The organism is Achromobacter sp. HNDS-1, assembly GCF_040084795.1.
Classification (GTDB): domain Bacteria; phylum Pseudomonadota; class Gammaproteobacteria; order Burkholderiales; family Burkholderiaceae_B; genus Achromobacter; species Achromobacter ruhlandii.
Map to the genome: position 1 here is coordinate 2,079,059 of NZ_CP157584.1, position 21,686 is coordinate 2,100,744.

General features: G+C 69.7%; 21 protein-coding genes. 13 read left to right on the forward strand and 8 right to left on the reverse strand.

The window, feature by feature from the left end; translation table 11 throughout:
- The first annotated feature begins 64 nt into the window (after positions 1 to 64).
- Complete coding sequence (locus ABFG95_RS09595) at positions 65 to 925, forward strand: hypothetical protein (protein ID WP_049075734.1); 861 nt, start codon at positions 65 to 67, stop codon at positions 923 to 925.
- On the opposite strand, the gene ABFG95_RS09600 is transcribed toward ABFG95_RS09595, so the two are convergent.
- A complete protein-coding gene (locus tag ABFG95_RS09600) occupies positions 922 to 1,872 on the reverse strand; it encodes a LysR substrate-binding domain-containing protein (RefSeq protein ID WP_348995789.1) in 951 nt (316 codons plus the stop codon). The genes ABFG95_RS09595 and ABFG95_RS09600 overlap by 4 nt on opposite strands.
- A gap of 156 nt (positions 1,873 to 2,028) precedes the next feature.
- On the opposite strand from ABFG95_RS09600, the gene ABFG95_RS09605 reads away from it, so the two are divergent.
- The 4 genes from ABFG95_RS09605 (at position 2,029) to ABFG95_RS09620 (ending at position 5,321) form a co-directional block, all read left to right on the forward strand.
- A complete protein-coding gene (locus tag ABFG95_RS09605) occupies positions 2,029 to 3,042 on the forward strand; it encodes a tripartite tricarboxylate transporter substrate binding protein (protein ID WP_175145062.1) in 1,014 nt (337 codons plus the stop codon).
- Complete coding sequence (locus ABFG95_RS09610) at positions 3,039 to 4,001, forward strand: hypothetical protein (RefSeq protein WP_175145060.1); 963 nt, start codon at positions 3,039 to 3,041, stop codon at positions 3,999 to 4,001. The genes ABFG95_RS09605 and ABFG95_RS09610 overlap by 4 nt, the downstream gene beginning before the upstream one ends.
- A gap of 88 nt (positions 4,002 to 4,089) precedes the next feature.
- The gene (locus ABFG95_RS09615; protein ID WP_059272440.1) at positions 4,090 to 4,782 is read left to right on the forward strand and encodes a YafY family protein; all 693 of its coding nucleotides are present in this window, start codon (positions 4,090 to 4,092) and stop codon (positions 4,780 to 4,782) included.
- A 110-nt stretch (positions 4,783 to 4,892) separates the two neighbouring features.
- Entirely contained in the window at positions 4,893 to 5,321 is a 429-nt protein-coding gene (locus ABFG95_RS09620) for a VOC family protein (RefSeq protein WP_054415388.1), read from the forward strand.
- Here ABFG95_RS09620 and ABFG95_RS09625 read toward each other — a convergent pair.
- Positions 5,293 to 6,603 (reverse strand): SLC13 family permease, encoded by a 1,311-nt coding sequence (locus tag ABFG95_RS09625; RefSeq protein WP_263900439.1) that lies wholly within the window; start codon positions 6,601 to 6,603, stop codon positions 5,293 to 5,295. The two genes, ABFG95_RS09620 and ABFG95_RS09625, sit on opposite strands and share 29 nt — an antisense overlap.
- Before the next feature lie 109 nt (positions 6,604 to 6,712).
- Between ABFG95_RS09625 and ABFG95_RS09630 the strand changes: the two genes are divergently transcribed.
- Positions 6,713 to 7,633: a LysR substrate-binding domain-containing protein gene (locus ABFG95_RS09630; protein WP_049075744.1), complete on the forward strand. Its 921-nt coding sequence runs from the start codon at positions 6,713 to 6,715 to the stop codon at positions 7,631 to 7,633.
- Here ABFG95_RS09630 and ABFG95_RS09635 read toward each other — a convergent pair.
- Entirely contained in the window at positions 7,605 to 8,738 is a 1,134-nt protein-coding gene (locus ABFG95_RS09635; RefSeq protein WP_348995790.1) for a pyridoxal-phosphate dependent enzyme, read from the reverse strand. The two genes, ABFG95_RS09630 and ABFG95_RS09635, sit on opposite strands and share 29 nt — an antisense overlap.
- A gap of 102 nt (positions 8,739 to 8,840) precedes the next feature.
- Here ABFG95_RS09635 and ABFG95_RS09640 point away from each other — a divergent pair, with 102 nt between their 5' ends.
- Positions 8,841 to 9,746 (forward strand): LysR family transcriptional regulator, encoded by a 906-nt coding sequence (locus ABFG95_RS09640; protein ID WP_054415383.1) that lies wholly within the window; start codon positions 8,841 to 8,843, stop codon positions 9,744 to 9,746.
- Positions 9,747 to 9,850: 104 nt separating this feature from the next.
- Here the strand turns inward: ABFG95_RS09640 and ABFG95_RS09645 are convergent, their stop codons facing one another.
- Entirely contained in the window at positions 9,851 to 11,257 is a 1,407-nt protein-coding gene (locus ABFG95_RS09645; protein ID WP_059272444.1) for an amino acid permease, read from the reverse strand.
- Positions 11,258 to 11,316: 59 nt separating this feature from the next.
- Positions 11,317 to 12,567, reverse strand: a complete 1,251-nt coding sequence (kynU, locus tag ABFG95_RS09650; RefSeq protein ID WP_006386707.1) for a kynureninase — start codon at positions 12,565 to 12,567, stop codon at positions 11,317 to 11,319.
- Positions 12,568 to 12,705: 138 nt separating this feature from the next.
- On the opposite strand from kynU, the gene ABFG95_RS09655 reads away from it, so the two are divergent.
- A complete protein-coding gene (locus tag ABFG95_RS09655) occupies positions 12,706 to 13,179 on the forward strand; it encodes an Lrp/AsnC family transcriptional regulator (protein WP_006386706.1) in 474 nt (157 codons plus the stop codon).
- A gap of 10 nt (positions 13,180 to 13,189) precedes the next feature.
- Here the strand turns inward: ABFG95_RS09655 and ABFG95_RS09660 are convergent, their stop codons facing one another.
- Both ABFG95_RS09660 and ABFG95_RS09665 read right to left on the reverse strand, forming a co-directional pair.
- Positions 13,190 to 13,813: a hemolysin III family protein gene (locus ABFG95_RS09660; RefSeq protein ID WP_054500917.1), complete on the reverse strand. Its 624-nt coding sequence runs from the start codon at positions 13,811 to 13,813 to the stop codon at positions 13,190 to 13,192.
- 142 nt (positions 13,814 to 13,955) lie between these two features.
- Positions 13,956 to 15,044 carry a P1 family peptidase gene (locus tag ABFG95_RS09665; protein ID WP_169536678.1) on the reverse strand — a complete coding sequence of 363 codons (1,089 nt, stop codon included), beginning with the start codon at positions 15,042 to 15,044 and terminating at the stop codon, positions 13,956 to 13,958.
- 192 nt (positions 15,045 to 15,236) lie between these two features.
- On the opposite strand from ABFG95_RS09665, the gene ABFG95_RS09670 reads away from it, so the two are divergent.
- The 3 genes from ABFG95_RS09670 to ABFG95_RS09680 all read left to right on the forward strand — a co-directional run bounded on the left by ABFG95_RS09670 (position 15,237) and on the right by ABFG95_RS09680 (position 17,542).
- Positions 15,237 to 16,022, forward strand: a complete 786-nt coding sequence (locus tag ABFG95_RS09670) for an amino acid ABC transporter substrate-binding protein (protein WP_175145049.1) — start codon at positions 15,237 to 15,239, stop codon at positions 16,020 to 16,022.
- 81 nt (positions 16,023 to 16,103) lie between these two features.
- Positions 16,104 to 16,784: an amino acid ABC transporter permease gene (locus tag ABFG95_RS09675; protein WP_238907948.1), complete on the forward strand. Its 681-nt coding sequence runs from the start codon at positions 16,104 to 16,106 to the stop codon at positions 16,782 to 16,784.
- On the forward strand, positions 16,781 to 17,542 hold the full coding sequence (locus tag ABFG95_RS09680) for an amino acid ABC transporter ATP-binding protein (protein WP_063569129.1): 762 nt from the start codon (positions 16,781 to 16,783) through the stop codon (positions 17,540 to 17,542). The genes ABFG95_RS09675 and ABFG95_RS09680 overlap by 4 nt, the downstream gene beginning before the upstream one ends.
- Positions 17,543 to 17,910: 368 nt before the next feature.
- Here the strand turns inward: ABFG95_RS09680 and ABFG95_RS09685 are convergent, their stop codons facing one another.
- Complete coding sequence (locus tag ABFG95_RS09685; protein ID WP_049078050.1) at positions 17,911 to 18,624, reverse strand: peptidoglycan DD-metalloendopeptidase family protein; 714 nt, start codon at positions 18,622 to 18,624, stop codon at positions 17,911 to 17,913.
- Between the two features lie 240 nt (positions 18,625 to 18,864).
- Here ABFG95_RS09685 and ABFG95_RS09690 point away from each other — a divergent pair, with 240 nt between their 5' ends.
- Positions 18,865 to 20,154 carry an MASE1 domain-containing protein gene (locus ABFG95_RS09690; protein WP_175204502.1) on the forward strand — a complete coding sequence of 430 codons (1,290 nt, stop codon included), beginning with the start codon at positions 18,865 to 18,867 and terminating at the stop codon, positions 20,152 to 20,154.
- The gene (locus tag ABFG95_RS09695) at positions 20,144 to 21,661 is read left to right on the forward strand and encodes an acyl-CoA-binding protein (protein ID WP_054415377.1); all 1,518 of its coding nucleotides are present in this window, start codon (positions 20,144 to 20,146) and stop codon (positions 21,659 to 21,661) included. The genes ABFG95_RS09690 and ABFG95_RS09695 overlap by 11 nt, the downstream gene beginning before the upstream one ends.
- Positions 21,662 to 21,686 lie beyond the last annotated feature (25 nt).

Sequence of the window (21,686 nt, forward strand, 5' to 3'; positions counted from 1 at the left end):
CGTACATCCGGCGTGGCCACACTGGACCGGACTCTCGCGGGTCTTGAACATACAAGGAAAATCCATGATCAAACGCGTCTTGCCCCTGGCCGCCCTGGGCCTGTCCCTGGCCACCCTCTCGGCCGCCTTCGCCGCTCCCATCGACAACAGCGCGCTGGAGCAGCCCGCCTTCCGTGAACACAAGACCACCTATGGCGTGGTGTACCGCCTGCCCAAGGAAGTGAACGCCGTGCTGGACGCCAAGGTCAACGGCACGCTCAAGCAGGACCTGCTGGCGCTGGGCCTGAAGACCGAGGCCGCAACGCCCAATATCCCGCACGTGACCGTGGTCCACATCCACAGCGCCGACAGCGCCACGCCGCAGCGCATGCTGCGCGCGCTGCCCAAGCCGCCGGCGCCGCTGCAGGTGACGCTCAAGGACTTCTATCCGACCGAAGCCGCCAAGGGCGCGGGCCACCCGTGGTGGCTGGACCTGGGCGTGGTCAAGAGCGGCGCGGGCTTCGAGGCCATGATGGCCTACAACACCGTGACCACCGCCGCCCTGGCGCCGCTGCGCGACGGCCCGCTGCCGCGCGTGACCGGCCCGGTCTACGCCAAGATGGCCGACGCCGGCCGCGAGCTGGTCAAGACCATGGGCGTAAGCGGCGTCAACGTGATGAAGGACGGCAAGGAAGTGCGCGCCCACAACCCGCACACCACGCTGGTCTACAGCATGACGCCGTACGACGCGCGCCTGGCCGACGCCATGAAGCAGGAGTCCGCCAAGTTCAACGCCGCGCTGCCCGACGGCATCCAGGCCACCTTCAAGGACGTGTCCATCGTCGAGATCGGCTTTGCCGGCAACGTGCTGCGCGAGATCTACCGCGTCAGCCTGGAAGACGGCTCGGCCATCGACGTGGCCACCGGCAAGCCGGTCGCCCGCTAAGCCGGGACGTCGGCGGCCAGGCGCTCGCGCAGCACGTCGCGCACCTGGCCGCGCAGCCACGCCTGCAACGGCGAGGCGTGCTGGCGGCGCGCCCACACCATCGCCAGTTCCATGCGCCGCAGGCGCGCTGGCATCTCCAGCATCGCCAGCGGGAAATGGCGGCAGTGCGCCCGCGCCACGCTGGCCGGCATGGTGGTGGCGTAGTCGGTCTCCACCAGCACATAGGGCGCCACGCCGAAGCCCGACAGATAGGCCGAGAATGCCATGCGGCCGGCGCCCGGCTTGAGCAGCCGGTCGAAGGTCGTCTCGCGGCCGTACATCTGCTCGAACGCGAACCACTTGATGGCGCCCAGGTCGGCCAGCGTCAGGGCGCCGCGCCTGGCCCAGGGATGCCGCGCCGACAGCACGCAGACGCGGCGGTCGGTGTGCAGCGCATCGCGGTGAAAGCGCGCCGGCACCTTGCCGAACAGGCCGATGGCGATATGCAGCCGTTCGGCCTCCAGGTCGTCGGGCGCGAAATCGCCGTGCAGCGACTGGAAGCGCAGCGTCACGCCGGGCGCGGCGCGGTGCAGCCGCTCGATCAGCGGCGCGGCCAGCAGGATTTCGCTGTGCGCGCCGGTGCCGATGTTGACCACGCCTTCGGCGCGCGCCGGATCGAAGGCCTCGGGCGGGCGCAGCGCGGCCTCGATCTGCGCCAGCGCGTCATGCACCGACGCGTGCAGCTCCAGCGCCCGCTCGGTCGGAACGAAACGTCCCTTCACCACCACCAGCAGCGGGTCCTCCAGCCGCAGGCGCAGGCGCGCCAGGTCGCGGCTGATGGCCGGCTGGGTCTTGTGCAGCAGGCGCGAGCTGGCGGTGGCACTGCGCGTGCGCATCAGCACGTCGAAGGTCAGCAGCAGGTTCATGTCGAGCCTGCGCAGCGAGGGCAAGGAGTGGGGGTCGCTCATGGCGCCATGCTATGCCGTAACTGAATGACTGAAAAGAACCATACCGGATTCGATATGGTGGTCTTGCGCCGCCGGCATTGGGCAGGCGCGGCCGGCTTGGCTACAGTCCGCCACGGACCGGGCGTTTCGACCCGGCCGCCCGCTACGGAGACAACCATGGGCCCCACCCGCCACCTTCCCGCGCCCCGGCGCATCCGCCCCGTGCTGGCCCGCTGGGCCGGCCGCGCCCTGCTGGCGCTGGCCGCCTGCCTGCCGCTGGCGGCCCATGCCACCGATTTCCCCAGCCGCCCGATCACGCTGGTAGTGCCCTTCCCCGCCGGCGGCACGCCCGACATCCTGGCGCGCCTGCTCAGCGACAACCTTTCCAAGCGCCTCGGCCAGCCGCTGATCGTCGAGAACCGCGCCGGCGCCGGCGGCAACATCGGCGCGCAGGCGGTGGCGCGCGCCGCGCCCGACGGCCAGACGCTGCTGATGTGCGCGTTCGGTTGCACCGTGGCGCCGTCGCTCTACCAGCCGGCGCCCTACGACATCGTCAAGGACTTCGCGCCCGTCGCCATGATCGGCACGGTGCCGAGCGTGCTGGTGATCAATCCCAAAGTGCCGGCCGACACGCTGCCGGCGCTGCTGGCGTATGCCCGCGCCAACCCCGGCAAGCTCAATTCGGCCTCCTCCGGCATCGGCGGCTCGGCCCACCTGGCGACCGAGCTGCTCAAGCAGCGCGCCGGCATCGACCTGGCCCACATCCCGTACAAGGGCGCCGGCCAGGTGGCGGCCGACCTGCTCGGCGGCCAGGTCGACATGTACTTCGACAACCTGCCGGCCTCGCTGGCCAACATCCGCGCCGGCAAGCTGCGCGCCCTGGCCGTGGCCAGCGCCGCGCGCGCCCCGGCGATTCCGGACGTGCCGACCTTCGCCGAGGCCGGCGTGCCCGACTTCCTGATCACGCCCTGGTTCGGCGTGATGGCGCCGGCCGGCACCCCGGCCCCGGTGCTGAACACGCTGCACGACGCCTTCGCCCAGGCGCTGCAGGCGCCCGAGGTGGCGGCCAAGATGCGCGAATTGGGCGTCGAGACCGCCGCCGGCTCGCGCGCCGACCTGGGCCGCTTCGTCACCACCGAAACGGCCAAGTGGAAACAGGTCATCGAGACCAACCACATCAAGGCCGAATGATGGCCGCGCCCCTGGACGACGGCGCGGCGCTGGCGCCGATCCGCCTGCGCGACATGGGCGCCTTCCATGTCGGCGGCCGCGACCTGGCGCTCAGCGGCCTGCCGCGACGCGAGCTGATCATGGCCGAAGGCGGCCAGCCGGTGGCGCTGGATCCCAACGGCACCTACCGCGTCGAACAGATGTATGCGCAGTACTTCCTGTCGGAGCCGGCCAGCGGCCGGCCGCCGCTGGCGTTCTGGCATGGCGGCGGCATGACCGGCGCGGCCTGGGAGACCACGCCGGACGGCCGCCAGGGCTGGCTGCACTATTTCCTGCGGCGCGGCTGGGACGCCTACCTGTGTGACGCGGTGGAACGCGGCCGCGCCGGCGCCGCGCCGCACGTCTGGCCCGACGCGCCGGTGGTGCAGGCGCGCGAGGACTGCTACACGCGCTTTCGCATCGGCCGCCCGGGCACCCGGCCCGGCCCCGGCAGCGCCTACCCGGACACGCAATTCCCGCTGGAGGCGTTCGACGAGCTGGCCGCGCAGATGGTGCCGCGCTGGGTCCACACCGATGCCGCCATCCTGCGCGCCTACCAGGCCTTCCTGGAGCGGATCGGCGCGGCCATCGTGGTCTGCCATTCGCAGGCCGGCGTGTTCGGCATCCGCGCCGCCCACGCTCTGCCCGAGCGGGTGCGCGCGCTGGTGGCGCTGGAGCCGGCCAGCATCCCGGACCTCGGGCCCGGTGCCCGCTACGACACTCCCACGCTGGTCGTGATGGGCGACCACATGGACACCGATCCGCGCTGGCCGCGGATGCGCGCACGGGTGCGGGAATTCGCGGCGCGCCATGCCAGCGTCACGGTGCTGTCGTTGCCCGACCTGGGCATCCGCGGCAACTCGCACATGCTGATGATGGACCGCAACAGCCTGGAGTTGGCCGGGCGGGTGCACGACTGGCTGGCGGCGCTGCCGGGTTGAGGACGGCCGGATCAAGAACGGCGGGCCGCGGCTTCCCGCTGCTGCCATTCCATGGCAGCATTACGCCGTCCCGCCCTCCCCCGCTCCCATGTCCCGCACCGAACGCCTCCTGGACCTGCTGCAGACCCTGCGCTGCCACCGCCTGCCCGTCAGCGGCCACCGCCTGGCCGCCGACCTGGGCGTCAGCCTGCGCACGCTGTACCGCGACATCGCCACGCTGCAGGCGCAGGGCGCCGAGATCGAGGGCGAGCCTGGCATCGGCTACGTGCTGCGGCCCGGCTTCATGCTGCCGCCGCTGATGTTCAGCACCGAGGAGATCGAGGCCCTGGTGCTGGGCACCCGCTGGGTGGCCGGCCGTTCCGATCCGCGCCTGGGCCAGGCCGCCGCCAACGCGCTGGCCAAGATCAGCGCGGTGCTGCCGCGCGAACTGCGCGACGAACTGGACGCCATTCCGCTGCTGGTCGGCCCCAGCAGCTGGGCGGTGGTCGACCGGGTCGACCTGTCGCTGATCCGCCAGGCCATTCGCGGCGAGCAGAAGATCGCCATCACCTATCGCGACGACAAGGGCGCCGATTCCGAACGCGTCATCTGGCCGTTCGCCCTGGGATTTTTCGACAGCGTGCGCATCGTCATGGCCTGGTGCGAACTGCGCCAGGATTTCCGCCATTTCCGCACCGACCGCATCGCCACGCTCGAAGCCGGGCAACGCTATCCACGCCGCCGCCAGGCCTTGCTCAAGGAGTGGCGCGCCATCAATACGGCCAAGGGCGACCCCTGCTGATCCCTGGCGTGCGCCGCGCGCCGGCGGGTGCGACATCGGCATGAAGACTGCTGACAAAATCTGACAGCATGGCTCTCTAAGATGAGCGCTCATTCAACCAGGAGCGCATCATGTCCGCCAAGAACTTCGTCATTTTCTACGTCGACAAGCCCGAGGCCAGCGCGGCGTTCTACAGCGCGCTGCTGAACCGCCCGCCCGTCGAAAGCTCGCCCACCTTCGCCCTGTTCGCGCTCGACTCCGGCCTGATGCTGGGCCTGTGGTCGCGCCACACCGTGGAACCGGCCGCCGCCGGCCGCGGCGGCTGCACCGAACTGGCCTTCACCGTGCCCGACGCCGACGCGCTCAACCAGCGCCACCTCGACTGGAGCCTCCGGGGCCTGCCGATCCTGCAGGCCCCCACCAACATGGACTTCGGCCGCACCTTCGTCGCGCTCGACCCCGACGGCCACCGCCTGCGGGTGTTCGCCCCGGCGCCAGAACCCGCCCCCGCCGCCGTCGAAGACGAACTGATCACGATCCCAGCATTCCCAGGAGCCTGAACCACAGGTAGTCCAGCGGCACCAGCGCCACGAAGGACACCAGCGCGGTCAGCAGGCTCAACGCCAGGCCGCTGCGCGCCGGCACCTGGCCCATGCCCATCGCCACCACGATGGGCGAGGCCTGGTACGGCATGATGACGGTGGCGTAGCCGGCCACCTGCGCCATCAGCACCGTCATCAGCGAGAAGCCCGAGGCCTGCGCCAGCGTCTCGGCCAGCGGCGTATACAGGGCCGGCACGCCGTTGGCCGTGACCACGAAGTTCAGCGCCGCCGACAGTCCCACCAGCGAAAAGAAGCTCTGCATCGGCGCCTCGGGCGACAACGGCAGCCAGTCCAGCAGGGCGCGGCCGATGATGCCGCCCAGGCCGCTGTCGGCCACCATCGCCGCCAGTCCCAGAATGCCCGCCACGTAGATCGCGGTGCGGAAATTCACTTCCTTGCCGAACTGCTCGCCGCTGACGAAACCCACCTTGGGCAACAGACACACACAGGCCGACGCCAGCCCGATCCAGGCCGGCGACACGCCGTGCCATCCGTCCGTCACCCAGCCCAGCAACGTCAATCCCAGCAGCACGGCCAGGCGCTTTTCCGCCGCCGACAGGGGCTGGGCGGCGGGCGCCGGCGGCGCCGCCTCGGGGGTGTCGCGGAACAGCCAGGCAATACAGGCCACCAGCACCGCGCCTTTCAGGATGCCCAGCACCGGCGCATGCAGCCACAGATACGGCAGATAACCCAGCTGCAGGCCATAGCTCGATTCGATGCTGCCGGCCATCACCAGATTCGGCACGTTGGCCGGCAGGATGGAGGTGGACAGCTGGAAGGTGCCGAAGCCCACCGCCAGCGCCAGCCCAATGCGTCCACGACGGCCCGCCACCAGCCCGATCTGGTCGGCATAGGCGAGCACGATCGGCATCAGCAGCGCGATGCGGCCCATGTTCGACGGCATCACGAAGGCCAGCAGGTAGGTCAGCGCCACCACGCCGGCCACCACCTTCGGATACGAACCCGACAGGCGCCGCGACAGCGCGCCCGCCATGCGGTCGGCCAGGCCGGTGTACTTCAGCGCCAGCCCCAGCACATAGCCGCTCAGCACCAGCCAGAACGCCGCCGACGAAAACCCGGAGAACACCACCTCGCGCGGCGCGGCCGCGAAGATCATGGCCGCGCTGAAGAACAGCAGCGCCGTCAGGTACTCAGGCAGCCGCGAAAAGGCCCACAACGCGATCGTGATCGCGGTGATCAGCGCGGGTAGAATCGGAAAACCGGAGGCGACAAGATGCATGAAAAAACCACCACAAGAACACGGATCGGCGCAGTGTACGGACCCTGTCCCGCGCTGAAAATGCGCGATTCGCAGAGGCTGCCTGCGCGCCTCGCGTAGGCTCGCCGCCATGCGTTTCGACCTGACCGACCTGGCGCTGTTCCTGCACGTGGTGCAGGCCGGCAGCATCACCCACGGCGCCGCCCGCGCCAACCTGGCGTTGGCCGCCGCCAGCGCCCGCATCCGCAACCTCGAAGCCTCGCTCGGCGCGCCGCTGCTGGAGCGCCGCCGCCAGGGCGTCATTCCCACCCCGGCCGGCCTGAAGCTGGCCGCCCATGCCCGCGTCATGCTGGCCCAGGCCGACCGCCTGCGCGACGACCTGGCCGATTTCTCCGGCGAATTCGGCGGCTCGGTGCGCCTGCTGTCCAATACCAACGCGCTGACCGCCTTCCTGCCCGAAGCGCTCAGCGGCTTCCTGGCGGCGCATCCGCGCATCAACGTCGAATTGCAGGAAATGCTGAGCGACGAGATCGTCGAGTGCATCGCCGACGGCTCGGCCGATATCGGCATCGTCGCCGGCACGGTCGACACCGGCGCCCTGCAGACCCACGCCTACCGCGCCGACCGCTTCGTGCTGATCGTGCCGGCCGGCCACGCGCTGGCGGACCGGGCCGAGGTCGCGTTCCGCGACGTGCTGGACGAGGACTTCGTCGGGCTCGACCGCAGCAGCGCGCTGCAACGCTTCCTGGCGCGGCAGGCGCTGGTGGTCGGCAAGCCCATCAAGCTGCGGGTGCAGTTGCGCAGCTTCGACGCCATGTGCCGGCTGGTCGAGGCCGGCGTGGGCGTGGGCATCGTGCCCGAAACCACGGCCAACAGCATGCGCCAGCTGCTCAGGGTGACGCCGGTGGCGCTGTCCGACGCCTGGGCCGCGCGCGAGCTGCTGCTGTGCGTGCCTTCGCGCGATACCCTCAGCGCCCGCGCCCGCCGCCTGCTCGACCATCTACTGGCGGACGCGGCGGCGGTCACGCCGCCGCGTACAGATCCGTCATGAACTGCGTGGCCTTGATGCCGGTGCCGGTCAGCAGTACCACCGTGCGCTCGGCATCGCGGATGGCGCCGCGCGCCCGCAGCCTGTCCAGCGCCGCCGCGGCGCTGGCGCTGGTGGGCTCGGCATAGAGCCCCATCGCCGCCAGCTTGCGCACCGCGGCGATGATCTCCGCCTCCGGCACGGCCACCGTCTGGCCGCCGCTGGCGCGGATCGCCTGCAGCACTTCGCGCAGGCGCACCGGCTGCCTGATCGCGGTGCCCTCGGCCACGGTCGGCAGCACGTCGCGCGCCACCGGCGTGTCGACGCCGGCCTGGAAGCTGGCGTCCAGCGGCGAGCAGTTCAGCGGCTGGGCCACGAACAGGCGCGGCAGGCGCTTGATCTGCCCGGCCGCCAGCAGCTCGGCAAAGCCAATGGCGCAGCCCAGCACGTTGCTGCCCGCGCCCGCCGGAATCACCACGTTGTCCGGCGCCTGGAAACCGAAGTCCTCCCACATCTCGTAGGCGATGGACTTGGTGCCCTGCAGGAAAAACGGCTGCCAATTGTGGCTGGCATAGAAGATCCGCGCGGCGGCCTCGATCGCGGCGGTTTCGGCGTTCTCGCGCGGCCCCTGCACCAGTTGCACGTTGGCGCCGAACGCGCGGATCTGCGCCACCTTGGCGCTGGACGTGTAGGCCGGCGCGAAGATCGTGACGCCCATGCCCGCCGCCGCGCCGTACGCCGCGATGGCGGCGCCGCCATTGCCCGAACTGTCCTCGGCGATGGCGCCGATGCCGATCTGGCGCAGCCACGACAGCATCACCGCGGCGCCACGGTCCTTGAAGCTGCAGGTGGGGTTGAACCATTCCAGCTTGAAATGCGGCCGCAGCCAGCCCCAGGCGCGCTCCACCATCGGCGTGCAACCCTCGCCCATCGATACCGGGCGCGTCACGGCGCCGGGCAGCGCGGCCCGGTAGCGCCACAGCGAGCGTTCGCGGCGGTCGATGTCGTCGGGCGAGATGCCCGGCAGCGGCGAGATCATCAGCGGCGTGCGCGCATCGGAACACCAGCGGGCCTCGTCCAGCGCATGGCGCGCGCCGGTGAGGGGGTCGAAATAGTGGGGGTCGTGCATGGCGGTCAACCTGGCGAAGAGTCGGGAAGGGCCGCAGTCTAGGTCCGCCCAGGCGGTCCTCGTTGCAATATCATGTTGCGATAATTGCAATGGAGAATCGCCATGGAACGTGGCGCCCTATGGGAATACCAGGTGTTCTGCGCCGTCGCGGAACGCCAGAGCTTCGTGCTGGCGGCGCGCGCGCTGGGCGCCTCGCCCAGCGCCGTCACGCGCGCGGTGCAGGCCCTGGAGCGCCAGGTCGGCGCGCAGCTGCTGTTGCGCAGCAAGAGCAGCGTGGCGCTGACGCCGCAAGGCGAAAGCTACTTCGAATACGCGCGCGAGCTGCTGCGCCTGGAAAGCCAGGCGCGCGAGGCCTTGCACGACGCCCAGCAAGGCGACCAGGGCCGCCTGCGCTTCTCCGCGCCCGACCTGCTGGGCGTGACCCTGCTGCCGGCCGTGCTGCGCCGCTACGCGGCCCAGCATCCGGGCGTCACGGTGGACATCCACTACACCGACAAGGCAATCGACCCGATCGCCGAGGGCCTGGATTTCGCCATCCGCGGCGGCTTCCCGGCGTCCAGCGACCTGCTGGGCGCGCGCCTGTGGCCCTACGAGCGGCTGTTGTGCGCCAGCCCGGACTACGTGGCGTGCATGGGCCTGCCGCGCGAACCCGAGGAACTGGCGCGGCACCGGCTCATCATGCATACCGGTCCGCGCGTATTGAAGGATTGGCACCTGCGGCGCGACAAGCGCATCGTGCGCATGCACGCCGAGCCGGCGGTGCGGGTCAGCACCAGCAGCGGCCTGATGGCGCTGGCGTTGCAGGGCGTGGGCATCGCGCGGCTGGCCGACTGGGCGGCCGCGCCGGAAATCGCCCGCGGCACGCTGGTGCGGGTCTGCCCCGGCTACACCGCTACCTCGGCGCGCGGCGTGGCCCCGCAGATGCATGCGGTGTATGGATCGCGCTCGTTGCCGGCGCGCGCCCGCGCCATGCTGGCGGCGATCCGCCAGGGCGCGGGCGCCGGCTGAAACGCGGCCCGCCCTATCGGAAGCACGCCGTCGGGCCACGGCGTGGTGACCGCTGTCGGCCATCCGCCTGCCACCACGCCACGCGCATCCGATGGGCGCGGCCGCTAGGACCGCTGCTGCCGCGCCTGCAACACCACCGCCTCGGCGGACTTGCGGAACAGCAGCAGATACAGCGCCGCCAGCACCAGCAGGAACGGCACGCCGAACACCAGCGTCATCTTGAACACGCCGGTGAAGTAGGTCGTGACCAGGATCGCCAGCATGGCGCCCGCGCCCAGCAACGTCAGCAGCGGAAAGCCCGGCATGCGGAACGACAGCGCCGCGCCGCCCTCGCGCGCCCAGCGGCGGCGGAAGAAGTAGTGCGTGACGAAGATCATCATCCACGTGAACAGCGCGCCGAACATCGAGATCGCCATCATCAGCGTGAACGAGGTCTCCGGATACAGCACGTTCAGCACGGTGGCGATGGCGATGCCGCTGGTCGACAGCAGCAGCGCGTTCAGCGGCGTGCCGCTGCGCGTCAGCCTGCCCAGCGCCGCCGGCGCATGGCCGGCGCGCGACAGGCTGAACATCATGCGGGTGGTGATGTACAGCTGGCTGTTCATGGCCGACAACGCCGCCACCAGCACGATGAAATTGATGACGCCGGCCGCGTACGGCACCTTCACCGCCTCCATCACCGTCACGAACGGGCTGCCGCCCTTGCCGGCCTGGTCCCACGGCACGATGGCCAGGATCAACGCCAGCGTCAGCAGGTAGAACACCACCAGCCGCACGATGGTGGCGCGGAACGCCTTCTTCACCGCGCGCTCGGGGTCCTCGGCCTCGCCCGCCGCCACCGCGATCATCTCCACGCTCAGGTAGCTGAAGATCGAGATGACCACCGCGATCCACATGCCCCACGCGCCGTTGGGGAAGAAGCCGCCGTGCGCCGTGTACTGTGCCGCGCCGTATTGCGGACTGCCCCAGACCACGTAGGCGCCCAGGATGATGAACGCCACGATGGCGCTGATCTTGATGGTCGAGAACCAGTACTCGATGGTGCCGAACGCCTTCACGCTCATGGCGTTGATGAAGATCAGCGCCGCCGAGAACAGGCAGACCCATTGCCAGCCGGGCACCGACGGGAACCAGAACTTCATGTACTCGGCCACCGCGGTGACCTCGGTGCCCACCGCCAGCACCACGCACGACCAGTATGCGTAGCGCACCAGGAAGCCGGCCAGCGGGCCGATGTAGTGCTCGGCGTAGGCGCCGAACGAGCCCGAGGTGGAATGCGCCACCGTCATCTCGGCCAGGCAGCCCATCAGCAGCAGCGTGATCAGCCCGCCGATGGCGTAGCTGATGATGACGCTGGGGCCGGCGAAACCGATCGCGAACTTGCTGCCCAGGAACAGGCCGGTGCCGATGGCCCCGCCGATCGCGATCATGCTCATCTGGCCGGACGTCAGGCGGCGCTTGAGCCCCTGCTCGCGTTCGGCGATCCTGCCGAATCCTTGTTGTTGTGTCATTGTCTCCTCCGGTACTGCGCTCTCTTGCTGGATGTCGCTCGGGCCGGTGCGCCGGCCGTTCAGGTCACGGCCGAACGCTGCTTGAACTCGGGCTTGTCCCAGGCCTTGCTGTCGAGCACGTCTTTCAGGATCTCGACCGCGTCCCAGACGTCGGCGTAGCCGAAGTACAGCGGCGTCAGGCCGAAGCGCAGCACCTCGGGCTCGCGGTAGTCGCCGATCAGGCCGCGCGCGATCAGCGCCTGCATGACCTCGTAGCCGTTCGGGTGGCGCAGGCTCACGTGGCTGCCGCGCTGGGCATGGTCGCGCGGCGTCACCAGCGTCAGCGGATGGCCGGCGCAGCGTTCCTCGACCAGGGCGATGAACAGGTCGCCCAGCGCCAGCGACTTCCTGCGCACCTCGGCCATGTCGGCCTCGCGCGCCACGTCCAGGCCGCATTCGACCATGGCCAGCGACACGATCGGCTGGGTGCCGCACAGGTAGCGGCGGATGCCGCCGGCCGGCTCGTAGGCGACCGTCATGTCGAACGGACGCTGGTGACCCCACCAGCCCGACAGCGGCTGCCAGAAATCGGGAATGTGGCGCGGCGCCACCCAGATGAAGGCCGGCGAGCCCGGGCCGCCGTTCAGGTATTTATAGGTGCAGCCCACGGCGTAGTCGGCGTCGGCGCCATTCAGGTCCACCGGCACCGCGCCGGCGGCGTGCGCCAGGTCCCAGATGACCAGCGCGCCGCGCTCGTGCGCCTGGCGCGTGACCGCGGCCATGTCGTGCATCTGCCCGCTGCGGTAGTTGACGTGCGACAGCAGCACCACCGCCACGTCCTCGTCCAGCGCCCGGTCCAGCGGCAGCTCGTCGTCGATCAGGCGCATCTCGTAGCCCTGCTGCAGCAGGTCGATCATGCCCTGGATCATGTACAGGTCGGTGGGAAAGTTGTCGCGTTCGGACAGGATCACGCGGCGCTTGGGCTGGCGCTTCTGCTGGATGCGCAGGCTGGCCGCCAGGGCCTTGAAGATGTTCAGCGAGGTGGTGTCGGTGATGACCAGTTCGCCCGCTTTCGCGCCGAGCAGGCCGGCCAGCTTGTCGCCCAGCCGCGACGGCAGTTCGAACCAGCCGGCGGTGTTCCAGCTGCGGATCAGGCCGGTGCCCCATTCCTGGGTGATGACCTCGGCGGCGCGCGCGGCGGCGGCGCGCGGCATCACGCCCAGCGAGTTGCCATCCATATAGAGCACGCCGGGCGGCAGGTCGAAACGCGCCTTCAGCGGCGCAAGGGGGTCCTGCCGGTCGGCGGCGACGCAGGCTTCGCGGGTGTTCATTCACAGCTCCTTCGGGCAATATGCTGGCTACATACTATCAGCGCGACCAAGCCGAATACTTGCAAAACGAGGCGTGGCTTACCCTAGGATTTTGCATTAAATTGCGCTGTAGACCATTTTTTCGAATTGGATTGCACCATGCAATTGGACGCCATCGACCACCGCATTCTCTACCGCCTGCAGGAGAACAGCCAGCTCAGCAACCAGGATTTGGCCGAGCAGGTGGCCCTGTCGCCCTCGGCCTGCCTGCGGCGGGTGCGGGCGCTGGAGGAAGGCGGCTTCGTGCGCGGCTACCGCGCCGTGCTCGACGCCGAGCGGCTGGGGTTCGAGCTGGAAGCCATCGTGCACGTGTCCCTGGATCAGTCGCGGCCCGGCTGGCACGAGGAATTCCTGGCCGGCATCGCCCTGTATGACGAGATCACCGAGGCCAGCATCGTCACCGGCGCCTCCAACTACATCCTGACGGTGCGCACCCGCAACCTGGCGGCCTTCTCGCAGTTCGTGGAAGACAAGCTCAGCAAGATCGCGGGCGTGCGCGACCTGTGTTCGCATATCGTCATGCGGAAAGTGAAGAACCGCGGCGGCATGCTGCCGCTGGCGGCGTGGCGCTGACGGCCCCGCGTCAGGCGTGGCGCAGGAAGCCGAACACCGTGACGAAGTGGCAGGCCGATCCGCCCATGACGAACAGATGCCAGATGCCGTGGGCATGGCGCCAGCGCTTGTCGTTGGCGTAGAACACCGTGCCCACCGTGTAGAGCGCGGCCCCGGCCAGCAGCCAGGCCAGCCCGGCGCCCGACAGCGCGCCGGCGATGGGCGCCGCGCACATCACGCCCAGCCAGCCCATCGCCAGATAGAGCGGCAAGGCTGGCGCGGCCCCGCGCGCCCACCACAGTTCGCGGCCGATGCCGTACAGCGCCAGCAGCCAGATCGCCACCGCCATGGCGGCGCCCCAGCCCAGTTCGGGCGGCACGAACGCCAGCGGCGTGTAGGTGCCGGCGATCAGCAGGTAGATGGCGCAGTGGTCGGCCTTGGCCCACAGCGCCTTGCGGCGTCCGCGCGAGCAGTGATACAGCACCGAGGAGGCATAGACGGCGATCATGGATGCCGCGAACACGGCGCAGGCCACGGTCTGGCGCCACTCGACTTTCAATTCAGCGGCCCGCGCGATCAGGGCCCCGGATGCAGCCACCGCCAAGGCCAGGCCGGCCAGGTGCGTGGCTCCGTTGAAGCGCTCTCCTTCGTACATGCCATCCCTCCCGCGCAGGCGGTGCGCCGACGCTTTCCATCATGCCGGCGCGATATGACAGCTTGGGGTCAGCACGAACACGGGGTGGCAGCAAATGGCGTTCCTGCCCGCAGGCGCGCCATTACCCGGAAGAAAGCGCCGCTCAGGCGATGAAATCCACCGCCGCCGGATAGCCTTCCAGCGCACGCGCCGCCAGGATGGCGCGCTGCACCGCGATCGCCATCGCCTCGGCCGCCATCACGCCCAGCAGCATCATGTTGGCGGGCTTGTTGGAGACGCCCGTGCCCAGCGCGAACACGGTGTCGCCGTCGAGCATGGTGTGGATCGGGTTGATGGTGCGGGCCAGGCCGTCGTGCGCGGTCTGCGCCATCTTCTGCGCCTGCGCCTTGGTCAGCTTGACGTCGGTCGCCACCAGGCCGATGGTGGTGGCCGCGCCCTCGCGCATCGAGGTCGGCAGGTCGCCGGCCAGGATCGCCGCGCGCGTGTCCAGCAGCATCTTGCCGTCGGCGGTGCGGGCGCCGGCCAGCACGTGGCCGGTGGCCGGATCGACCACATCGCCCACCGCGTTGACCGCGACGATCGCGCCCACCGTGACGCCCGCCACGGTCAGCGAGGCGCTGCCCAGGCCGCCCTTCATGGCGCGCTTGGCGCCGTACAGCTTGCCGACCGTCGCCCCGGCGCCGGCGCCGACGTTGCCCTCCTGCGGCGGCTTGGCGCTGGCCGCCTTGCAGGCCTGGTAGCCGGCCGCGGCATCGGGCCGGATCGAGGCGTCGCCCACGCCCAGGTCGAACAGGATGGCGGCCGGCACGATCGGCACGTGCGCCACGCCCACGTCGAAGCCGATCTTGCGTTCTTCCAGGTAGCGCATGACGCCGGTGGCCGCCTCCAGGCCGAAGGCGCTGCCGCCGGCCAGCATCACCGCATGCACTTTTTCCACCATGTTGACGGGATTGAGCAGGTCCGTCTCGCGCGTGCCCGGCGCCGCGCCGCGCACGTCCACGCCGCCGGTGGCGCCCGCTTCGGCGATGATGACCGTGCAGCCGGTCGGCCGCCGCGTGTCGGTGTAGTGCCCGACCTTGAGGCCGGCCACGTCGGTGATGCTGCCGCCGCCGGGCACCCGGCGCAGGCCGTTGGCGCCGTGCGCCGGCATGACACTTGCGGACGCCGCGACACCCGCCGCCGCCATCATGAAAGCCCGCCTGTTCCACTGTTGTTGCACGCCTGTCTCCATCTGGATACCGCCTGGATGAACCCCGGGCCGGGCGGCCCGGGGCGCGAATACCGCATATGACTTGCCGCTATATTTTTACTATTCCTTATGCTTTGTGGAAAAATAGACGCGTTGTTAGAGTGCGGCTACACCGGAAGGCGGCGCGATCCGCGCGGGCCTTTCGCAGTGATCCCTCATCCGTGGAGCATTGCCATGAAACTCTTGCGCTCGTTGTTCATCGCCGGCCTGGTCCAGGTCGCCGCCCTGTCCACCGCCCACGCCCAGTCGGGGCTGGACCAGATCAAGTCCGCCGGCGTGTTCAAGATCGGCACCGAAGGCACCTACGCTCCCTTCACCTTCCACGACGCCTCCGGCCAGCTTACCGGTTTTGACGTCGACATTGGGCGCGCCATTGCCCAGCGCCTGGGCGTCAAGGCCGAATTCGTCGAAGGCAAGTGGGACGGCCTGATCGCCGGGCTCGACGCCAAGCGCTACGACGCCGTCATCAACCAGGTCGGCATCACCGACGCGCGCCGCGCCAAGTACGACTTCTCCGATCCCTACATCTCGTCGGCCGCGGTGCTGATCGTGCGCGACGACAACACCACCATCAAGTCGTTCGCCGACCTGAAGGGCAAAAAGTCCGCCAACACGCTCACCAGCAACTTCGGCAAGCTGGCGCAGAGCCATGGCGCGGAAGTGGTCGCGGTGCAGGGCTTCAACGAAGCCATCGACCTGCTGACCTCGGGCCGCGTCGAGGCCACCGTCAACGACAACCTGTCGTTCCTGGACTTCAAGAAGCAGAAGCCCAACGCCAAGGTCAAGATCGCCGCCACCGACAAGGCCGCCGAATTCAGCAACTCCGGCGTGCTGCTGCGCAAGAACAATCCCGAACTGGTGGCCGCCATCAACAAGGCGCTGGCCGATATCAAGGCCGACGGCACCTACAAGACCATCTCGGTCAAGTACTTCGGCACGGACCTGTCGGCGCAGCAATAAGCGGCCCGCTCCATGACGCTCCCCGCCTGGCTGCACAACGTCCTGCCCGACTGGGTTCTGTCCCAGGTCGACACCCTGGCGGTGCCGGCCTGGGTGCAGTTGATGGCCGACTCGTTCTGGCCCTTGCTGCACGCCGGGCTGGTGTTCACCGTCCCGCTGACTTTGATGTCGTTCGCCCTGGGGCTGGCGCTGGCCTTCGTGGTGGCGCTGATCCGGCTGTTCGGGCCGGCGCCGCTGGTGGCGGTGGTGCGCTTCTACGTCTGGCTGATCCGCGGCACGCCGCTGCTGGTGCAGCTGTTCGTGATCTTCTACGGCCTGCCCAGCGTCGGCGTGGTGCTCGACCCGCTGCCGGCCGCGCTGATCGGCTTCACCCTGAACGTCGGCGCCTACAACTCCGAAGTGATCCGCGGCGCCATCGAGTCGATCTCCAAGGGCCAGTGGGAAGCGGCCTATTCGCTGAGCATGACGCGCGCCCAGGCGCTGCGCCGCACCGTGCTGCCGCAAGCCGCGCGGGTGGCCGTGCCGCCGCTGTCGAACTCCTTCATCGCGCTGGTCAAGGACACCTCGCTGGCCGCCGTGCTGACGGTGCCCGAGATCTTCCAGGCGGCCCAGCGCATCGCCGCCGTCACCTACGAACCGCTGATCCTGTACACCGAGGCCGCGCTGATCTACCTGGTGTTCAGCTCGGTGCTGTCCGCCGCCCAGGTGCGCCTGGAACGGCGCTTCGGCCAGCACGCGGTGTTTTCCGAGAAAAACCGATGATCCGCCTGGAAAAGATCGAAAAGTCCTTTGGCGGCAACCTGGTGCTCAAGCAGGTCGACGTGGCCATCGCCGAAGGCAGCGTCACCGCCCTGATCGGCCCGTCCGGCAGCGGCAAGAGCACCCTGCTGCGCTGCGTCAACCTGCTGGAAGTGCCCGACCGCGGCACGCTTGAGATCGGCCCCGAGCGGATCGAGTTCGAGCCCGGCGAAAAGCTTTCGCGCGACCAGGTGCAGCGGGTGCGCATGCAGACCGGCATGGTGTTCCAGAACTTCCAGCTGTTTCCGCACCAGACCGTCATCGGCAACGTGATGGAGGGATTGGTGACGGTGCAGAAATGGCCGGCCGACCGCGCCCGCGCCCGCGCCGAGGAGCTGCTGCGCAAGGTCAACATGCTGGACAAGGCCGAGGCCTGGCCGGCCAATCTGTCGGGCGGCCAGCAGCAGCGCGTGGCGATCGCCCGCGCCCTGGCGCCCGCTCCCCGCGTGCTGCTGTGCGACGAGCCGACCTCGGCGCTCGACCCCGGCCTGGCGGCCGAGGTGGTGGACGTGCTGCGCCAGCTGGCCGCCGAAGGTATGACCATGCTCATGGCCACGCACGACCTGCGCCTGGCCGCCAGCGTCTCGCGTGAAGCGGTGTTCCTGCTCGATGGCAACGTGGTCGAAGCCGGCGCCTCGCGCGACCTCTTCACCCGCCCGCGCGACCCGCGCACCGCGACATTCATCTCGACGCTGACGCAGGACGCCGGCCAGATCGGCTGAGGCGGCGCCCGGCGAAGCCCTGGCAGTCCTCCCATGGAGGCGCCAAGCCCCCATCGAGCACGCCCGCCCTTTACAACACCGCCACAAAAAAAAGCCGCCCGGCCGCCCAGCCGCCCGAAGCCCGGGCAGCCCCCTCGGAGACGCCAAGCCCGATCGCGCGTGCCCGCCCCCTTACAACACCGCCACAAAAAAATAGCCGCCCGGCCGCCGGAAGCCCGGGCAGCCCCCTCGGAGGCGCCAAGCCCGCTCGCGCGTGCCCGCCCCTTTACAACACCGCCACAAAAAAATAGCCGCCCGGCCGCCCGAAGGCCGGGCAGCCCCCTCGGGGGGCAGCAAGCGCGCAAAGCGCGCGCCGCGTGGGGGCTCCCCTACTTCCCGGGCAACGACCCGGCCGGGTCGACCGCCTGGCCGTCGTAGCGCAATTCGAAGTACAGTCCCACCTGCTTGCTGTCGCTATTGCCCATTTCGGCGATTTTCTGCCCCTGGCTCACGCGCTGGCCTTCCTTGACCAGCAGCTTGCTGTTGTGGGCATAGATGCTGAGGAAGCTGGCGTTATGCTTGACGATCACCAGATGCCCATAGCCGCGCAGGCCGCTGCCGGAATAGGCAACGGTGCCCGCCGCCGCCGCCACCACCGGCGTGCCTGTGGCATTGGAAATGACGATGCCGTTCGACCCCGAACCGTCGTAGCCGCGGGTCACCTTGCCCTGCGCCGGCCACACCAGGGAAATCGCCCCCGGCGGCGCGGTGCGGCGCTTGCCCATGCTGGCGGCGGGCGCGCGCGAGCCGCCCGAGGCCTTGGGCCGCGAGGTGGCAGGCGCGGAAGTGCTGGCCTGGCCGGCTGGCGGCGCCACCCGCAACATCTGGCCCACCTCGATCGCATTGGTGTTCGACAGGTTGTTCCAGCGCGCCAGGTTGGATACGCTGGTGCCTTGCTTGCGCGCGATCTGCGTCAGCGTGTCGCCCGACTGCACCCGGTAATAGCCGGGCTGGACCTTGGTCGTGCCGCACGCCGCCAGCAACGCCAGCAACGCGGCCAGCAGCGCCAGCCGGACCGACCGGATGACGCCACGGGCAGGCAGGCGAGCCCGGGCGAACCCGGCAACGGCAATGGAATCGGGGGCTGGCAGGGTCTGGGCGGGCAAGGAGAGCACTGAATCCTGGAACGGAGTGAGACACGACTGCGTCCAAGGGTACCAAGATTTTCGAACGGCGGTATGCCTGCCGGCAACTTTCGCGGACGCTGCCGGGCCGTGTTGTATAACCCCGCGGATCGCCGCGAGCCGCGCTCGCCATGGATTACCGCGTCTGCAAGGAACGATATGGGAACACCCCAAGCGCCCCGAAGAAACCTGTACTGCCTGCTGTGGGCCATCCCCTACCTGCTGTGCGGCGTCTTCTCGCGCCTGCTCAACGATCCGGTCAGCCACGCCGTGTTCGTCTGGCTGCCGCCCGGCGTGGCGGTGGGCGCCTACCTGCTGACCCAGCGCCGCAACTGGCCGCTGCTGCTGGCCGCCTTCTTCTGCGCGCAACTGGTGCTGACCAGCTTCACGCGCGGCCAGCCCGCCACCGCCCTGGTGTTCGCCATCACCGCCAGCGTGTCCAGCCTGCTGGCGGCCTGGACGGTGCAGCGCCTGGCGCCGCGCGAGGGCGGACTCGGCCTGGTCGCGGCGCTGCTGGCCGGCGCGGTGGCGGGCGCCGGCCTGTCGGCGCTGCTGGGCGGCGGCTGGCTATGGCTGACCCAGGAAGCGCATGCCTGGGTACGGTTGCGCACCTGGGTCGCGGCCTACCTGGCCGGCATCCTGATCGTGGCGCCGGCCCTGACGGTATGGGCCCATTTCCGCCCGCGCCGCTCGGGCGGCCCGCGCAAGCGCGACCTGGTGCTGGGGGTCATCGCCTACGCCGCGCTGATCGTGTCGACCTTCATGACTTTCGACGGCGACATGATCAAGAACCTGCCGTACGTCGTCACCTTCGAACTGACCTATCTGCCGCTGGTGTTCGCGGTGCTGACCGCGCTGGTATGGGGCGCGCCGGGCGGCACCCTGGCCGTCATCACGCTGGCCCTGATGGCGCTGTACCAGAGCGCGCAGGGCGAAGGGCCGTTCGTCGAAGCCAACGACCATTGGCACGTGCTGCTGGCCACCCAGGTCTACCTGGTGGTCACCGCGCTGCTGATCCTGCTGGTCAATACGCTGCGCGCCGCCCGCGCGCAGGAACTCGAAAACGCCGAGCAGTGGCGCGGCCGCTTCGACCTGGCGCTGGCCGGCAGCCACCAGCTGATGTACCGCTACAACCCGTTCGACGGATCGCTCGAACTGGCCGGCGACCTGCAAGGCGCCCTGGGCGTGCAGGCAAGTGCCATCGCCAGCCTGGACGCCCTGCTGGCCCTGGCCCACCCGGACGACCGCGCGCGCCTGACGCTGCACTGGGCCGCGCGCCGCGCTGGCGCCCAAGACCGCACGCCGCTGCTGTTCCGTGTCGCGCACGCCGGCGGCGGCTGGCGCGTGATCAGCGACCGCGGTTCGCCGCTGGAGGATTTCGACGGCAGCGTCGCCGTCGTCGCCGGCATGTGGCGCCTGGGCGAAATCGAGCAGGCAGATGTCCACTAGCACCGGCGCCCTGCTCATCCACGGCTTGGGCGGGACCCAGTACGACCTGGGATCGCTGCACAAGATCCTCAAGCGCGCCGGCATCGAGACGCACACGCTGACGCTGCCCGGCCACGGCACCACGCCCGAGGACCTGCTGCCGGTGCGCGCCGAGGACTGGATCGATGCCGTCACCGCCAAGTACCGTGAAGTGGCCGCACGCCACGACACGCTGCATGTGGTCGGCATGTGCCTGGGCGCGCTGCTGGCGGTGGAGTTGTGCAAGCGCGTCGAGCACCGCAAGGGCAAGCTGGTGAGCCTGGCCGCGCCCGTCTTCATCGACGGCTGGAGCACGCCCTGGTATCGCGGCCTGCGCAACCTGGTCTATCGCATCCCCGGCCTGGCCGCGCGCATGCGGGTCGAGGAGGAAGAGCCCTACGGCATCAAGAACGAACTGGTCCGTTCGATCGTCAAGGCCAAGTTCGAGCGCGGCGAGAATTTCCACTACCGCTGGGTGCCGCTGGCCTGCATCCGCGAGGTGGACCGCCTGCGCCGCTTCGTGCAGCGCGGGCTCAGCGCCATCACCTGCCCCAGCCTGATCATCCACGCGCACGAGGACGAACTGACCTCGGTGCGCTCGGCCCATTTCCTGAACGACGCCATTGCCGACAGCCGCCTGGTGCTGCTGGACAACAGCTACCACATGATCTGCGTGGACAACGACCGCGACCGGGTCGCCGCCGACATCCTGCGGTTCATGGACAAGTCTCCCGACACCACCCGTCCGGGCCGCGCCGCCGCGATGAGCGGCGACGAAATCGAGCGCATCCTCGGCCACTACCGCGAGGCGCTGCTGTCGGGCCAGTACGAGGCGCTGTTCCCATTGTTCTCCGAAGACGTGGTCTGGCAGGAAGACGGCGACAACCCCCTGAGCGGCACCTACCAGGGCCGGGGCGGCCTGATCGACCTGTTCTCGCGCGTGATGGACTATTCGCGCAATACCTTCACGGTCGACAGCGTCGGCCAGCCGGCGCTGGCTGGCCGTGCCATCGCCGTGCCGCTGACCTTCCAGGTGCGCGACGGCGCCACGATTCACCGCGGCGCCTCCACCCATACGCTGCGCCTGCGCAACAACAGCATCGTCAAGGTCACCTCGCAGGCCGCCGACCCGGCCGCCGAAGACGCGCTGTGGCGGCGGCTGGCCGTGGCCAGCGGCCTGGAGCCCGAAGGCGACGCCATGGATCCGGCCACGCTGGCCATCCCTGCCGCGGAACTGGAGGACGCGTTCGAGGCGGCGGTGATCGAACTGCGGGCCTTGCCGCAGGCGCCCTCCACCAGCGTCGCCATCCGCCTGCACGCCTACGAGCGGCAGGCGCGGCAGGGCGACGCCCCCGCCCAGCCCCCCGCCGCGGCCACGGTGCGCGAGCAGATCGAATACACCACCTGGCGCCTGCTGGCCGGCCTGCCGGCTGACCAGGCCCGGCGCCGCTACATCGCCCTGATCCGGCGCCTGGACCCCGACACCTGAACCGCGCTGGCCACAGGGCCTACAA